Genomic DNA, 15,541 nt, shown 5'->3' on the forward strand with positions numbered 1-15,541 from the left:
TCTAGTCATTCAATAACAGACGATTACTGTACGTTTTTAATCCAAGAGTCACTTACAAACCATTTGTTATAAAGCTTATCGTAAGTGCCATCGCCCTTAATTTGAGCAAGATAATTATTCAAGAAGTTCATAAAATCAGGGTCCCCTTTACGAATCGCAAATCCCAATGGTTCGTATGTAAAGGACTCATCCAAATGCACTATTTTGTCTGCATTTTGAGAAGAATAAATGGCATTATAAGGTAAGTCATAGATGAAGGCGTCCGCATTGCCGTTCACCACTTCAAGAACCGCCTCAGACTCAGTTTCAAACAAATTTAATTTTGCTTTACTCATGTATTTCTTAGTCGCGTAATCAGACGTTGCTCCTAGCTTAGTCGTAATAGTGTATTTACCATCGTTTAGGTCACGGTAGTTTTTCACTGTTCCTTCTAACTTAGGGTTCAATAGGATCGTTTGTCCAACCACAATGTAGGGGTCCGTAAAGTTCACTTTTAAATTGCGTTCTGGTGTGATGGTCATACCAGAAATAATGATATCGCATTTAGCCGTTAACAAAGCCGGAATAATACCATCCCAAGCGGTATTACGAAGGTCAACTTTGACCCCCATCGCTTTCGCCATTGTTTTCGCAATATCGACATCAAAACCAACAAGGTTGCCTTTCTTGTCGCGCATATCAAACGGCATATAACCGGCTTCTAAACACACTTGCAGTTCGCCACGATTTAAAATCTCATTTAAAGTCGATTTTTCCCACAAGTTATTATCCGATGCTGATACGGTTGCCGTACCTAACAAAGCCGCTAGGCCGAGTAAGACTTTTTTCATTTTTATGTCCCCAGTTTTGAGTAAAAACAAATCCACGTTCTTCACGCTTCTTATCAAAATGTCATTTTCTGGCACCGAATAATACATGAGTTAATGAAAACAGTCCTTAGAGAAAGACAATAGAGGCTCTCTTTTTAGCTGACTAAAAGGACACATTTACTCAATACTTTAGCATTATACGCCCACCGCTTTATGACAGCACTTATTAACAAATTCAAACGCTTGCTTCAGATCAGAAATTAAATCTTCTGTATCTTCAATTCCCACTGAAATTCGCACCAATCCTTCAGAAATCCCCAAAGCCAAACGCTCTTCAAGGGTATTTTCTACATGACTTGTGGTTCTTGCTGGTCCATATATAGTTTCTACCGCGCCCAAGTTTCCAGCGCAATGAGCGTATCGTAATTGCGGTAATAAGGTTTTCACTGTGTCCATGCCACCGATAAGCACAAAGCTCAACATAGAACCAAATCCATGCATTTGCTCACAAGCAATGTGATGATTTGGATGGTCTGGTAAGCCAGGATAATTCACCGCTTCAACCATAGGCTCAGTTAATAAATACTCCGCTATCGCCTTGGCACTTATTTGCTGCTGACGAATCCTTAAGGCCAACGTTTTCATACCGCGAATAATTAAATAGGCTGAGAAAGGATCAAGCGATGCGCCATTAATTTCTCGATAATGGCGTACTTTTTCCATCAAGTTTTCTGCACCACACACCAAACCTCCCATGGCATCGGCATGACCACTTAAAAATTTCGTCGCACTATGAACCACAATATCCACACCCAAGGCCAATGGGCTTTGATTTAACGGTGTAGCAAAAGTGTTGTCGGCAATGACCAGAGCACCTACTTTTTTCGCCGCTGAGACTAGGCGCTTAATATCAACAATTTTTAAGCTTGGGTTAGTGGGCGTTTCTAAATAAAGGACATCACAGCCTTTAGCGATTTCATCTTCTATCTGTTCGTGACTGTGCGTTTCGCACAAGGTGACACGGACGCCCATGCGAGGTAAGAACTCTTCAAAGACTTTATTCGTACCACCGTAACTGTCTTTAGTAGACACCACTCGACAACCATTAGATAAAAAAGTGTACAACACACTACTGATGGCGGCCATGCCTGTACTAAATGCCACGGCAGACTCGGTATTTTCCAAACCACAGATTTTGGATTCAAGGGTTTCAACCGTTGGGTTGCTCATCCGACTATAAATAAAACCTGGAGCCGCACCTAACGCCACATCGTACCATTCATCGATATCTTGGTAACCATAAGCGGCACTGGCGACGATTGGGGTCTGAGTCGCTCTGTAAGGGTGGGCCGTTTGCTCTCCACTCCAGACCGCTTTCGTTCCTTCTCCAACATGATTCAATGGCATTACACCCAGATTTTTATTCATTCTTTTTACTCATTATTAAATGGCTTAATAACCAATACAAACACAGATTAAGTTCCACTATAGCCAAAGGCTGAAATAGAAAGAAATCATAATATCAAGGAGTAAGGTACGATTATTTTAATGGCTAAGAGAACGGAATAATGATTTATACTAGGGAGATAGGATTTTTCTTTTTGCCTTAGGAGACTCAATGAAGCCCACCTCTTTGGCTAACAATACGGTCGATAAAAACAGGCTAGGTGTTTTTCGCTACAGTCGTCGAGCGATCAGCTTGGTATGGCAAACCTCGCCAGCCCTAACAATAGGATTGGCGATTGCCACATTCATTGCCGGTGTTTTGAGCCGATTCAGAGGTTCTATTATTTCAGAGGTTCTATTATTTCAGAGGTTCTATTATTAATGAAAACGACCTGTCACACGGTTACGTCCTGAGTGTTTAGACTCATACATAGCAAGATCAGCACGCTGAAACACTTCACTTTGAGTCATAGTATGCTCCCAATTAGAGACACCAACGGAAATAGTAATGCAATTACCAATTTGAGGAATCACTTCTTGCTCGACACTCATTCTTATTTTTTCGGCTAGATCCATTGCAAAAAGCGGTTTTTTATTGGGTAAAATCACGATAAATTCCTCTCCCCCAGAACGAATTAACACACCTTCATTCTTTACTTGCTTCTCTACTATTCGAGTCAGTGCTTGCAATACTTCATCGCCCACTCCATGACCGAATGCATCGTTTATTTTTTTAAAAAAATCAATATCAAAGAAAATTACACTAAAAGGCGTTATTTGATCTATTAAGCCCGTTACTAACTCATCCATCCCGCGCCGATTCATCAACCCAGTCAGGGCGTCTTTTTTTCTATCTTCATCAAATCGAGATACTTTATCATTCAAAAAATCAATTTCCTGACGAACCGCTTTTTTCAACAAATACGCCTCATAAAACCAGGCCTTAATTTGAATACCCCGATCACGGCTTGTCGTACTTCGGGCTAATTGACGAAGCGGTTGAGCAATAAAATATGACAATAGGAGAATCAGTACCAGAATAACGATTTGCCCTGGAATGGCTTGCTTGATCACCAACCATAGTTGCCTATCTAACTCTTTCAAAACACTAGCTCGTGGGCTTTGAGCAACAACCCCCCACCCGGCCTCTTTAATATATGAATAGCCACTGACCATGGCCACACCTTTAGAGTTGATGACTTCCAATGCACCACTCTCCCCCTCTATAACTCGATTAATAACGGTATTATTCGTTACTTTTTCTCCTATTCGTTCGGCGACAGGGTGATAAATCAAATCTTTTTTTGGTGATACAACGTAAACATATGAACCATCCATATAGCTGTGTTCTGACAATAAGCGAGCCAGTAGCCGATTTTCGTGCAAATAAATAGTGCCTAATACATTCCCAAGATGCTCTCCAGCTTTGTTCAATATCGGGTGAGATAAAGCCACTAAAGCGGTGCCTGTTGGGCCGATAATGGGGCCAATAAATTGAACCTTATTGCCTTCAAGTTGTTGCAGAATAGGGGCACCTAAACGACGACCTTGTAGCCCTATTTTTTTGGGGGAAATAGAAAGAACCACGCCATTTTTATCTAGAATAGAAACCGAATTAAACCCTTGGCTCATGATTCTGATTTGATCTAACTCTCTTTGCAGCTCAGTAGAGTCAGGCTCGTTAGATTCTATAAAAGGAGCGATTATGTCAGCACTAATAATCAGTTGAGATTTCGCATTTTCTAAAAAAATCTCTGTCATATGAGCCAGTTTCTTCGCATAAACTCGGTTAGCTTCAAGAGACGCGTCGATCAGGAGATTCTTTTGAACTTGGTAGGTTGAATAAGACCCATTCCAAATGGTAAACAAGACACCAGAAAGGCAAAGAGAAACAATCAGAAACCGAAGTGATAACATAATACTAGCGCCCTATTCCTATCTCAATGCCTATTCCTATCTCAATGTAAGCACATTGAATCAAACGTGTTTCCCCTCAGCTAACTTAAAAATTGTTATCGGGAAATATTTAATTTTGATACAACAAGGCATTTTAGCAGAAATATAAAACAATTGAGTCCTACATTTTACGAAAACACAATGGAATGGACGTTTAATAGAGAAAGATAACTCGATCAAGTAATGGATGCTCTGTATTAATACCGCCACCTCTGCTAGCGATTATCGATCCAGATCAGCTTAGTATTACTCGTCATAGCATAAAATAAAAAAATAGCTCTCGTTCTGGGAAACCAGAGCTATTTTTTAGAGACACTATCCAACAAATACCCTAAGAAAGATTCGCTATCAAGGCGTGTTACCCGAAAGCACAAGGTTTTCCACCTGCCCTAACCCAATTCTCAATTGATCATCACCACAGTAACCTTTCAGAATAATCCGGTCACCGTCTTCAACAAACGTACGTTGTTCACCATTGCTTAAGGTAATAGGATTTTTTCCACCCGTCGTAAGTTCAAGAAGAGATCCCGATTCATCAAGATGTGGGCCTGACTGAGTACCACTACCAAACAAGTCCCCCGGTTTAAGGTCACAACCATTCACGGTATGATGAGCCACCATTTGTGCAATGGTCCAATACGAGTCTTTAAAGTTACTTTTTGACAGGCGTTCTGCAGGCTGATTGTCCGCACGCATTTTGGCCGTTTCTATCCAAACCTCTAACTTAATATCGATCGCGCCTTTGGCTCTATTCATTTTAGAGTCTAGGTAATCAAGCGGTTGAGGGTCTTCAGAGTCTCGTTTCCAATCACAACGGTAAGGTTCTAGCGCCGCCATTGGAACCACCCAGGGGCTGAGACTGGAAAAGAAATTTTTCGACAAAAATGGCCCCAAAGGTTGGTATTCCCATGCCTGAATATCACGAGCAGACCAGTCGTTAAACATCGACACACCGAAAACATGCTGTTCGGCGTCAGCCATTGAGATAGACGTTCCTAACGGGTTGCCTTGGCCAATAAAAATGCCCAACTCCAACTCATAATCAAGGCGTTTACAGAGTTCCAATACTGGTCGCTCGGCGTTAGGTGCTTTTAATTGACCGGCTGGACGCTTAAATGCTTCGCCCGAGACTCGAATGGAAGACGCCCGACCATGGTAGCCAATCGGCACCCACTTGTAGTTTGGCAATAATGGATTATCGGGGCGAAACAAAGACCCGACTCGAGTGGCATGGTGCACTGACGTATAGAAATCGGTGTAATCTCCTATTTCGCAAGGCAGATTAAAAACAACCTCAGACTGATCAACCAAGCAAGGCTCCACCTTATCTTGGAAATCACGGTTGCTCAGCAATTCCGTCAAACGAAGACGCAATGCATTCCAGTGTGCATACCCTAATCCCATTAATGGATTAAGAGTACTGTGCTTGACGGCGTCACGTAAGCTTGGATCGAATTGATCAAACAATCCGGCTTCTTCCAGAGCATTAAGGTTGGCAATTTTGTCGCCTATGCCAACCCCAATATGCTGCGGTTGATCTGCGCAGGAAAAGACAGCATAGGGCAAATTCACTAAGGGAAATTCACAGCCTGCAATATTCGCACTCGGCAACCAACTGTTAACGTGATTAGTATTCACAGAACATCTCCTTAAAGCAGCTTTGTTTAGTATTCATCATAGTTTAATTCACTTACTGTTGAGCATCCGCTTGAGCTTCTGGCACGGCTTGCTTAAATGCGTCTAGCGCAAGACAGTTAGCCTCGATACGACACAGTTTTGGGTAGTCGGTTACATCGAGATGAAAACGACGAGCGTTATACATCTGAGGAATCAGACAGATATCCGCAATCGATGGCGTATTACCATAACAAAATCCATCGTCTTCAACCATTAACGCCAATGCGTCTAAGCCTTCACGTACCCAATGTTGATACCAAGAGTTAACCGCTTGATCATCTAAGCCCACGCTTGTACGCAGGTATTGTAGAACACGCAGATTGTTAATCGGATGCGTTTCACAAGCCATTACTTGCGCCATGGCACGAGCTTTAGCTCGAGCAAAAGGTTCTGTAGGTAGCAAAGGCGCATCAGGGTAACACTCATTAATGTACTCGATGATGGCCAAAGATTGGGTTAATACGCCTTCTTCACATTGCCAACTTGGTACTAAACCTTGGGTATTTAATGACTTATAGACAGCGGAATGTTGCTCACCGCCACCCTTAACCAAGTGAACGTAAGAGGTGTCATACGGCAAGCCCTTTAGAGCAAGCGCAATTCTGACTCGATAAGAGGCAGAAGAACGCCAATAGGAATAAAGTGTCCCCACACTCTCCATAACGCTGTCCTTACGCATTGGTTTCGATGACGCCACGAGCCACTTGATCGCGCTCTATGGATTCAAACAAGGCCTTAAAGTTACCTTCCCCAAAACCGTCATCGCCTTTGCGTTGAATAAATTCGAAGAATACAGGGCCCAATTGATTAGTGGAGAATATTTGCAGTAATAATCGTGGAGAGCCGTCGGTGGTTCCATCTAGCAAAATACCGCGCGTTTTTAGCGCATCTACCGGCTCTCCATGCCCAGGAAGCCGCTCTTCCAACATGTCATAATAGGTCTCAGGCGGCGCCGTCATCAGCTCGATACCGCTGGCACGCAAAGAATCAACGCTGGCCATTAAGTCGTCTGTGCGCAATGCGATATGCTGAATGCCTTCGCCATTGAATGACATCAGGAACTCTTCGATTTGACCCGAGCCACCAGCCGCTTCTTCGTTTAACGGAATACGAATTTTCCCATCAGGCGCCGTCATCGCACGTGACGTTAAACCCGTATATTCTCCCTTAATATCGAAAAAACGAATTTCACGAAAATTAAACAGGGTTTCATAGAAGTTGCCCCAATAAGCCATACGACCTCGGTAAACATTGTGAGTCAGATGATCAATCTCATAAAAGCCATGTCCAACAGGCTTTTTATCAACATCAGGCAAAAACTCGAAATCAATATCATAGATAGATAAATCATCATCGTAACGGTCAATCAAATAAATCGGTGCGCCACCAATGCCTTTGATGGCTGGCAGTCTAAGCTCCATAGGCCCAGTGGGAATATCCATTGGCTTAGCGCCTTTAGAAAGAACATACTGATACGCTTTTTGAGCATTTTTTACACGAAATCCCATGCCTGCCGCCGCATTACCGTGTTCCTGACCAAAATAATAGGCTTCGCTACCTTGTTCTTTATTTAAGATAAAGTTGATACCGCCTTGGCGATACAGTTCAACGTCTTTCGAACGGTGTTTCGCAACTAATTCAAACCCCATAATCTGAAAAACTTGCGCTATTTGTTCCGGGTTTGGCCCTGCAAATTCAACAAACTCAAAACCATTTAATCCAACTGGGTTTTCAAATAAATCAGCCATGTCTGTATTCCTATTTATATATTTAATTTAGTCATAATGTATTTTTGGCATTTTTTATCTAGCTGAAGGCGGTGGAATTGCGATCCCCCGAACACTTCGGGACCAGTGGAGAGCAATGGATAATTGTAAACGAGCACAAGAGTGATTACCCATTATGCTTGCCCACTTTTGTTGTTTGACTGTTTGGTCTCTGACCTATCAAAATTGGCAGGCTGAATGCCTTTCCAACAATCGACATACTCTTTTTGACGTTCATCAGCGTTCTCCGCAAAGTGAGTGATTCGCTGAGGTGCGCTGGTTTCAAACATAAACGCCAGCGTTCCAGATAATTTATGAGGGGACAACTCAGACACGGAAGCGTTTGAAAATGCCTCATAGTCAGGACCGTGTGGCGAACCGGCATTATGAAGACTGGCACCGCCAGGTAAAAAGCCATTTGGCTTGGCATCGTATGCGCCGTAAATCAACCCCATAAACTCAGCCATCACATTACGATGATACCAAGGTGGTCGAAAGGTATTTTCAGCTACCAACCAACGATCACCAAACACCACAACATCAATGTTCGCCACGCCTGCGGTTTGGCTGGGAGAGGTCAGTACTGTAAAAATCGATGGGTCAGGATGATCATAGCTAATTGAGCCAAGAGTATTAAAGCGCCTCAAATCATATCGATAAGGCGCGTGATTACCATGCCAACCTAAAACATCGAATGGCGAATGCTGAAGCGTGAATTCACGAAAACGCCCTTCTCTCTTTTCAATCACCCAAGTAGCGGTTTGTTGCTCTAGATAACTTGCCGTTGGGTATTCGAAATCACGCTCATTCGCTAGCCCATTAGCGCCAATGGCACCACGGCTTGGCAGTTCAAACGGTGATCCATAATTTTCTAATAAATAAATTTGGGTCGTGTTTTCTGTACTGAATTCAACAAATGCCGAACGTGGAATTACGCCTAGAGAGCCAACCCCAATCTCCAATACCCCATATTCCGTCCGCAATGTGATAGAAGCGCTTATAGGCATCACTAACATTTCGGCATCATGGTTTTGTAGCACTGGCTGTTGTGGTTGGTCATTAGGCTCATGAAGCGTGGCAATACTCGCCGACATACCAATTTGGGCCCCCGCAGAACCAGCGACCGTCAAGGTGCGAACCGATTCAACCCAATGTCCCTTTGTAGCCGCTAATGGATTCCATCTAAGCGGGTCAAAGGCGATTTGCGTATGGTGATCGTCGGATTGAGACACCCAATTATCGAACGTCACCAATTTGCCCTCTTCTCGATGCGCAACGCTAGGTCGAATACGGTACATCCAGCTACGCAGGTTATGTCCTTGGGGGGCGGTGAACGCTGAACCACTTATCTGTTCTGCATATAGACCAAATGCGCAGCGCTGAGGACTGTTTTGTCCAGTAGGCAAAACACCGGCTAACGTCTCGGTCGAATGATAATTTCTAAATCCGCTGAGATAAGACATGATTAAAACCAAAATAATAAGTTGAAAAGGCATAAAATCATTTCAAATGAAATGAGTCAAGTCATTTCATTTGAAATGAAATAAATAATCCCCCCTGTAATGGTTGATTTTTTTTATAGGTTGCTGGTGAGTAAAGCTTTAAACTATGGCTTAGCACTCTACTTTCATCAATCAGTGTTGTAATTATTTTATGCGTTTAAGGGCAAAAAATGTTTGATCTTAATAATTTCGTTCCCTATCGCCTTAATCAGGCCGCTCAGCAAACGTCCGAAGCCTTGGCTCGTAAATATAGAAATCAATATGGTTTAACCGTCCCCGAATGGCGTGTGCTGGCTCACTTAGGTAAATATGACAAGCTCTCAGTAAGAGATTTGGAAAAAGCCATCGGTTTAGACCGAGTCGCCGCTTCCCGCGCGGGGGCCAGTCTTCACAATAAAGGCTGGGTGCAGAAAATAGCCAATGAACAAGATCGTCGCTTAGTCGAATTTTCCCTGACCAGCATCGGTCGAGAGCACTATAAGGAAGTGGTCGTCCTCGCCACCTCAACAGAAGAATTACTGCTAAAAGACTTAAGTAAATCGGACCAGAAAAAACTGCTAGAACTGCTTTGCAAAGTAGAAGAAACCGCCAAAAAAATCACCTAACAATTTTGACCTTGATCCTGAATATAATCCGAAAAATCCAATATTATCAATACGTTGCCGGGATAAATCAAACAAAAAGTAGGTTGTGCATTAGCGCAACAATAATCAGCAATATCAACGTATTGTCGGCCTGAAGACCGACCTACAGGACGCAACAATAGTCAGTAATATTAACGTCTTGTCGGGCTGAAGGCGAGACCTACCCTAAAAGAGAAAAGACGAAGATATTTTGGTGACTCAAGAAAGTTTCAGTGCCCTGTAGTAGATTTTTCGAGTTAAAGCCGAGACGTTTATAAACGTCCCGGCTTTTGATCTTTACTTATCTGCTGTTCTAGCGTTAGGTCCTGGGCAGGCTCATTTGCAACCACAGCCATCATGCCCATCACTCAGTTCTTGCCAATTTTTCAATTTACTGGTGCCGCCGATACCTGAGTTGAAGCTGTTGGTTGGGTCGGTTTTTTGATAAAACTCGCGCAAGGCCGGTTTAGCAAGATACTCATGGCCGACGTTATGCTCGGCGGGGTATTCTGCGCCCCGGGCATCGTAGCTGGATAGAATCTGTTGCTTCACCGCTTTGGCATCAGCGCCTTTTTTCATAATGTAGTTTTGATGCATAACATGACAGAAGAAATGTCCGTAATACATTTTGACAGCGACTTTGTCTTCAATGTCTTTTGGCAGCTCTTCAAACCAATCACGTTCATTACGCGGAAACGCCACGTCAATCGTCATGATAGAACCCAAGTCTTTTTTGTTCATAACGTGATAGCGCGTCAATGCCCCGCCAGTCACAAAACGATGCAAAATGGCTTGATCGGCTTCTCGTTTGGTACAAGCAAAAAAATCACCTTCGTTGTCTTTAAAGAAGTTCTCTAAATAGGCTTGTGCTTCAGCCACTCCCTCATTGCTGGTTTCGACAATCCAATGATGTTCGTATTTTTCACGAAAATCTTCCATGCGTTTTGGTAGATGATTCGGGAAAAGCTGACTTGCGTATTGCATCATGATGTCGGAAAACTTACTTGGCATGAACTTGAATTTACCAGCCCATCTGTCCACAGTGCGTTTCAGGGCAAACATTTTAGGAATGTATTTGGTCCCCAGTTTGTCGATCACTAAGTAGCTGTCTTTGCCGTATTTTTTGCTGATGTCGTAACTGCTACTGTGCATGTATTCACCCGATACTGGTAAATGCGTAAAGGTTGACAACATATCCCGGCGCATCTGCTCCATCACGGCTGGATCATTGGTTCCAATGTAGAAAACTTGATATTTATCAGGGATAGGAAAGGTATCGATTCGCACAGCAAATACCGCCAGTTTACCCGCACAACCAGAAGCTTCGTATAAACGGCGTGGATCGTTATTAAAACGTGACGGCGTATCGGCATCCACATCTCGTATGCGTTCATGGTATTCATTGTCTGAACCACGCTTGTCTGGAGAGTGAACGTCTTTTTCTTGATAGGTTTTGTTTTGCAGATTGGAGAGAATTTCTTCTGGGTCCGTACCCAATTCAATGCCTAAATTGTTCACTAGTTGCAGTTCACCATCGTGGGTAACTTGAGCAAACAAAGACATTTCGGTGTATGCAGGGCCCCGCTGAACCAAAGCACCACCAGAGTTGTTGCAGACACCGCCTACGATTGACGCGCCAATGCAAGAAGACCCAATAACTGAGTGCGGTTCGCGCCCATAAGGTTTTAGCGTATCTTCAAGTCCAAACAAGGTGCTGCCAGCGAAACCAATAATTTGCTTGCCTTGATCAAGCAGCTGAATGTCATCGATGCGCATGGTACTAATAATAACAATTGGACGATCATAATCGGCCCCATTTGGCGTGGACCCTCCCGTCAGGCCAGTATTGGCGGCTTGCATAATGACAATGACATCGGCTTTTACACAAGCTTGAAGTACTTGCCAAATTTCAACCAAGCGGCCTGGACGGACAACCGCATACGCCTTACCACCACCAAGGCGAAACCCCTGACTGTAAGGTTGCGTTTTGTCTTCATCTGTTAAGGTATATTGATTTCCGACTATGGTTTTTAATTCATCGGCCAAATCTAGGTTGAAACGGGACGTTGTCATAAAAATACTTCGCGCTCTGTGGAGAGAAAAAACAATTATACTCGACTTAGTTGAAGGTAAAAAACCCAAAAAAGAGAGTTTTTACGACTCTCCTTCTCAGTATTTGTCTGTTTGTCATGCGAAAATGTCTGGCGACCAATGAATCAACCAGACTTGTCTCGATTTTTACTCCACAGCGATGTAAACATCCACACTGCTCTCACTGGTATAACATTCAAAATCCACACTAAACGCTCTGGCATGAGGGCAAGTTGCATCGGCAAAGTAATGCCAAATCTGCCCCCATACCTCAATCACAGCCTGAGGCATGTCACCTTCTGCGGAAAAAACCAAGTAGTCACCAGCTGGAATGAAAACGTGTTCAAGGGCAGAATCGGATTCCACCATGTCAGTCTCAGCACCCACAAGTACGGTAAAGTCACCCGAATGGTCCGATTCATATTGATGATAAACACCATATAAACACGCACCTTGTTCATATTTCACGGCGGCTTTTTGTGAAAAGGTCTGATGTAACTCGCCAATCTTTGCTGTCTCGGCCTGCATTTCCTTTGCGTTATTCGTACGAATGCTTAAACCGGTTAAGCGCTTTTCCACTAAGGCAATCTGTTTCACTGTATTCTCCAAAATAGGTATATCGGTTAATAAGGATCGGTTAACTGGCACCCACTCACTGTATCGATAATAATGCCATTTTATGACACATTAAAAATACGAACCGATTTAATACAGAAAAGTACGTTATTCAACTAAACTAGACTCCCCATTTAAACGCCAAAGAGTGAAGCACTATGCCGACAAAAATGAAGTACTTGATAGCTCTGTTATTAAGCATGCCTTTTATGTCCACAAATTTGATCGCGAATGACACGTTACATGAGGCGAATAAAGCGGCTTTTTTTGCGACCATCGCAGCGAATGATAAAGCGTCCAAATTAGTCGCGCTTCCACGCCATTTAAAAATTGAATATTTAAGCGCAACCTTACTCGGCTCACCTTATGTCGATGGTAGCTTAGGTGAGGGCGACCAAGGAAAGTACGATAAAGACCCTCTTGTACGCTTTGATGTGTTTGATTGTACAACGTATGTTGAAGCCGTACTTGCTGGGGCTATATCAACGTCACCCGATGAATTTATGCAAAACTTAATCAAACTTCGCTATAAAGCGGGAGACGTCTCTTTTGTTACTCGAAACCATTTTCCAAGTCTCGACTGGATCCCCAATAACAAAAGTCACTTAATGGATATTACCGACCAGATCGCTGGTAAGTTCGTGAAAATAGCAAACACTGTGATTGATAAACCGGCTTGGTATGAAAAAATGACGGTGGATCGATTGTCGTGTCCAGACGAGACATCAATAACATGCAACGCCTTGCTGCAACAATTGCAAGCGGAAGGCAAAACGTTTCGCCCCGAAACCGTTGCTACGCCTTATGTTCCTCTCACGGCACTCTATCTCAATAATAAAACAGCAAACCTCGCATTATTAGATAGAATCCCATCTGGCAGCGTGATCAATATGGTTCGACCCAATTGGGACATCAAAAAATGGATCGGCACAAACATGAATATTTCCCATCAGTCCATTGCGATTCGTCATGGTGACACTCTCTTTCTTCGCCATGCGAGCCAGACTCATAAAAGAGTCATAGACGTTCATTTTCTGGAGTACTTCTCCGAGTATGACGAAACGTCATCTTTGAAAGGCTTCAATGTTCAGGCTTTAAACTAATTCTAAATTCACACCTACGGTCCCATTCTACACTCTTGATTGAAAGACTCCCTATCATCTGAAAAGATCCTTATTGCAGTCGGTAGAAGTTAATCAAACGGTCTCATCTATAAAGCCAAAATAGCGGTCTTGACTCTTTTATCTTGATGCTTCTTAATAATATGACATATTTTTAGTTTTATTAGGTATTAATGATTTTCTCTAATAATTTCGATAACGCAACGGTAGTGGGTTTAATCGCCAGCGCCATTCGAAGAGACATTTCGTTTGGAGAGCTTTCACCTGATACACGGTTAAAAATTGAAGAACTTAGGATTCGTTATGGTGGTTCCAGTCATTCTTTACGCGAAGCACTGACGCTTCTAAGCAGTCAAGGACTGGTTGAGGCTAACGCCCAGCGCGGCTTTAGGGTGTCCTCAGCGACGGAAGAAGACTTAAAAGATATTATCCAGTTCCGTTGGGAGATCGAAAAGTTAGGTCTGGAATGGTCATTAAAAAATGGCGACGTTAAATGGCAAGGCAAAGTCATCGCCGCAAGTCATGTTCTTTCCAAAGCTCAAGAAAGAGTGATTGTGTCGCCGATAGACGCCGCTCTAGAATGGGATGAAGCCAATAGAGCCTTTCATATTAGCCTTATGGGGGCCTCTGATTCACCTAGACTCATCACCACACAAGCACAATTATATGACCAATCTCGTCGCTTTATTTTAAGAGCGCTGAGAGAAAACCAGCTCAACTTCCTCTCAATAGCGGAGAATCAAAGCCATTTGGTTCAGGCTATTTTAAACGGAGATCAAGAGGCCGCACTGACATGCTTGCGTCTTGACATTGAGGGCAACCTTGCTCATGTAATTAAAGATAACTAACACGGCCTTCTTTTTAAAGGTCTACACAAACAGTCAATAATAATAACAAGGAAAAACGCAATGCAAAAAACACCTAAAATAGCGACCTTAAAATTCATGACATTAGTAGGCAGTGCGGCCGCTTCTATAATGATCTCTCTCCCCTCTTATGCCGATGACACCAAAATCAATGTTGGAGCATTGCGTTTTACCAGCCATGCAGCCAGTTTTGTGGCGTTTGAGCGCGGATATTTTAAAGACGAAGGTTTAGATGTTGATTTTAAGTTTTTTCAAGCCGCTCAACCAATGGCGGTTGGTGTCGCCTCTAAAGATATTGATTATGCTGTTACAGCCATTTCTGGAGGATTAATATCATTAGCCGAAAAAGGCGCTATCAAAGTGATTGGCGGAGCCTTAATAGAAGAAAAAGGCATTGATGGTCAGAAAATTGTCGTGTCAGACAAGGCCTTTAACGCGGGTATTACCAGCCCAGATAAATTAGATGGCAAATCTTTTGCTATTACTCAAGCAGGCTCCTCTTTCCATTACATGGGCGCTAAAATGGCCGCTCAAGAAGGCATTCAGCTTACCTATAAGCCTCTGCAAAAAGTCGGTACCATAATAGGGGCACTAAAATCAGGCCAAATCGATGGTTGGTCTATCGTGCCGCACATAGCAAAACCGCTTGATGCTGGTGGCGCCGTACACATTATAGGTAATGTGGCTGATTACATCCCTAACTATCAAGTAACAACCGTTTTCACATCAGCCGATCATGCCGCGAAAGAGCAAGCAACCACAAAAGCCTTTTTAAGAGCATTTTCAAAAGGTGCGTCCGACTTCAATAAAGCACTGGTTGATAAAACCGCAGGCGAAGCCGCCGCAGAAGATATGATTAAGCTAGTACATAAATACGTTTACGCAGATCGCCCTTATGAAAAAGCCGCTCCAAGTATTCGTAATGGCGCCATGCGCATTAGTCCTAATGCATCGTTAAATATAGAGTCAGTGAAAGACCAATTAGATTGGTTTAAATCTGAAAAATTAATCAAAGATAGCATTACCCTTGATACATTAGTCGATACATCCTACTTGCCATAAAATCGTT

14 protein-coding genes are annotated in these 15,541 nt (G+C 43.1%); 5 read left to right on the forward strand and 9 right to left on the reverse strand.

Annotated features, from left to right (window positions below; all coding sequences use genetic code 11):
* Positions 1–23: 23 nt before the first annotated feature.
* Positions 24–830: a transporter substrate-binding domain-containing protein gene (locus IEZ33_RS16605; RefSeq protein ID WP_191601125.1), complete on the reverse strand. Its 807-nt coding sequence runs from the start codon at positions 828–830 to the stop codon at positions 24–26.
* Between the two features lie 174 nt (positions 831–1,004).
* On the reverse strand, positions 1,005–2,237 hold the full coding sequence (locus IEZ33_RS16610) for a cystathionine gamma-synthase family protein (RefSeq protein ID WP_191601126.1): 1,233 nt from the start codon (positions 2,235–2,237) through the stop codon (positions 1,005–1,007).
* Positions 2,238–2,427: 190 nt separating this feature from the next.
* On the opposite strand from IEZ33_RS16610, the gene IEZ33_RS16615 reads away from it, so the two are divergent.
* On the forward strand, positions 2,428–2,637 hold the full coding sequence (locus tag IEZ33_RS16615) for a hypothetical protein (RefSeq protein WP_191603721.1): 210 nt from the start codon (positions 2,428–2,430) through the stop codon (positions 2,635–2,637).
* Here the strand turns inward: IEZ33_RS16615 and IEZ33_RS16620 are convergent.
* The 5 genes from IEZ33_RS16620 to hmgA form a co-directional block, all read right to left on the reverse strand.
* Complete coding sequence (locus IEZ33_RS16620; protein WP_191601127.1) at positions 2,634–4,172, reverse strand: sensor domain-containing diguanylate cyclase; 1,539 nt, start codon at positions 4,170–4,172, stop codon at positions 2,634–2,636. The two genes, IEZ33_RS16615 and IEZ33_RS16620, sit on opposite strands and share 4 nt — an antisense overlap.
* A gap of 387 nt (positions 4,173–4,559) precedes the next feature.
* Complete coding sequence (gene fahA, locus IEZ33_RS16625; protein WP_191601128.1) at positions 4,560–5,849, reverse strand: fumarylacetoacetase; 1,290 nt, start codon at positions 5,847–5,849, stop codon at positions 4,560–4,562.
* A gap of 52 nt (positions 5,850–5,901) precedes the next feature.
* Entirely contained in the window at positions 5,902–6,549 is a 648-nt protein-coding gene (maiA, locus tag IEZ33_RS16630) for a maleylacetoacetate isomerase (RefSeq protein ID WP_191601129.1), read from the reverse strand.
* 10 nt (positions 6,550–6,559) lie between these two features.
* Entirely contained in the window at positions 6,560–7,636 is a 1,077-nt protein-coding gene (hppD, locus tag IEZ33_RS16635; RefSeq protein ID WP_191601130.1) for a 4-hydroxyphenylpyruvate dioxygenase, read from the reverse strand.
* Positions 7,637–7,788: 152 nt separating this feature from the next.
* The gene (gene hmgA, locus IEZ33_RS16640; protein ID WP_191601131.1) at positions 7,789–9,117 is read right to left on the reverse strand and encodes a homogentisate 1,2-dioxygenase; all 1,329 of its coding nucleotides are present in this window, start codon (positions 9,115–9,117) and stop codon (positions 7,789–7,791) included.
* 209 nt (positions 9,118–9,326) lie between these two features.
* Between hmgA and IEZ33_RS16645 the strand changes: the two genes are divergently transcribed.
* A complete protein-coding gene (locus IEZ33_RS16645) occupies positions 9,327–9,761 on the forward strand; it encodes a MarR family winged helix-turn-helix transcriptional regulator (RefSeq protein ID WP_191601132.1) in 435 nt (144 codons plus the stop codon).
* Positions 9,762–10,115: 354 nt separating this feature from the next.
* Here IEZ33_RS16645 and dld read toward each other — a convergent pair whose 3' ends face one another.
* Both dld and IEZ33_RS16655 read right to left on the reverse strand, forming a co-directional pair.
* Positions 10,116–11,852, reverse strand: a complete 1,737-nt coding sequence (dld, locus tag IEZ33_RS16650; protein ID WP_191601133.1) for a D-lactate dehydrogenase — start codon at positions 11,850–11,852, stop codon at positions 10,116–10,118.
* Positions 11,853–12,017: 165 nt separating this feature from the next.
* The gene (locus tag IEZ33_RS16655) at positions 12,018–12,467 is read right to left on the reverse strand and encodes a GyrI-like domain-containing protein (RefSeq protein WP_191601134.1); all 450 of its coding nucleotides are present in this window, start codon (positions 12,465–12,467) and stop codon (positions 12,018–12,020) included.
* A gap of 176 nt (positions 12,468–12,643) precedes the next feature.
* Between IEZ33_RS16655 and IEZ33_RS16660 the strand changes: the two genes are divergently transcribed.
* The 3 genes from IEZ33_RS16660 to IEZ33_RS16670 all read left to right on the forward strand — a co-directional run bounded on the left by IEZ33_RS16660 (position 12,644) and on the right by IEZ33_RS16670 (position 15,534).
* The gene (locus tag IEZ33_RS16660; protein WP_240009562.1) at positions 12,644–13,588 is read left to right on the forward strand and encodes an N-acetylmuramoyl-L-alanine amidase-like domain-containing protein; all 945 of its coding nucleotides are present in this window, start codon (positions 12,644–12,646) and stop codon (positions 13,586–13,588) included.
* 191 nt (positions 13,589–13,779) lie between these two features.
* Positions 13,780–14,454, forward strand: a complete 675-nt coding sequence (locus tag IEZ33_RS16665) for a GntR family transcriptional regulator (protein WP_191601135.1) — start codon at positions 13,780–13,782, stop codon at positions 14,452–14,454.
* 60 nt (positions 14,455–14,514) lie between these two features.
* On the forward strand, positions 14,515–15,534 hold the full coding sequence (locus IEZ33_RS16670) for an ABC transporter substrate-binding protein (protein ID WP_191601136.1): 1,020 nt from the start codon (positions 14,515–14,517) through the stop codon (positions 15,532–15,534).
* Positions 15,535–15,541: the final 7 nt, after the last annotated feature.

The sequence above is a fragment of the Marinomonas algicola genome (assembly GCF_014805825.1).
GTDB classification, from domain to species: Bacteria; Pseudomonadota; Gammaproteobacteria; order Pseudomonadales; family Marinomonadaceae; genus Marinomonas; species Marinomonas algicola.

Coding starts and splice junctions, on each gene's coding strand:
- IEZ33_RS16660 (WP_240009562.1), top strand. CDS start 12,644: ATGCCGACAAAAATGAAGTACTTGATAGCTCTGTTATTAAGCATGCCT.
- hmgA (WP_191601131.1), bottom strand. CDS start 9,117: ATGTCTTATCTCAGCGGATTTAGAAATTATCATTCGACCGAGACGTTA.
- IEZ33_RS16670 (WP_191601136.1), top strand. CDS start 14,515: ATGCAAAAAACACCTAAAATAGCGACCTTAAAATTCATGACATTAGTA.
- IEZ33_RS16615 (WP_191603721.1), top strand. CDS start 2,428: ATGAAGCCCACCTCTTTGGCTAACAATACGGTCGATAAAAACAGGCTA.
- IEZ33_RS16645 (WP_191601132.1), top strand. CDS start 9,327: ATGTTTGATCTTAATAATTTCGTTCCCTATCGCCTTAATCAGGCCGCT.
- maiA (WP_191601129.1), bottom strand. CDS start 6,549: ATGGAGAGTGTGGGGACACTTTATTCCTATTGGCGTTCTTCTGCCTCT.
- IEZ33_RS16665 (WP_191601135.1), top strand. CDS start 13,780: ATGATTTTCTCTAATAATTTCGATAACGCAACGGTAGTGGGTTTAATC.
- hppD (WP_191601130.1), bottom strand. CDS start 7,636: ATGGCTGATTTATTTGAAAACCCAGTTGGATTAAATGGTTTTGAGTTT.
- dld (WP_191601133.1), bottom strand. CDS start 11,852: ATGACAACGTCCCGTTTCAACCTAGATTTGGCCGATGAATTAAAAACC.
- IEZ33_RS16610 (WP_191601126.1), bottom strand. CDS start 2,237: ATGAATAAAAATCTGGGTGTAATGCCATTGAATCATGTTGGAGAAGGA.
- IEZ33_RS16620 (WP_191601127.1), bottom strand. CDS start 4,172: ATGTTATCACTTCGGTTTCTGATTGTTTCTCTTTGCCTTTCTGGTGTC.
- IEZ33_RS16605 (WP_191601125.1), bottom strand. CDS start 830: ATGAAAAAAGTCTTACTCGGCCTAGCGGCTTTGTTAGGTACGGCAACC.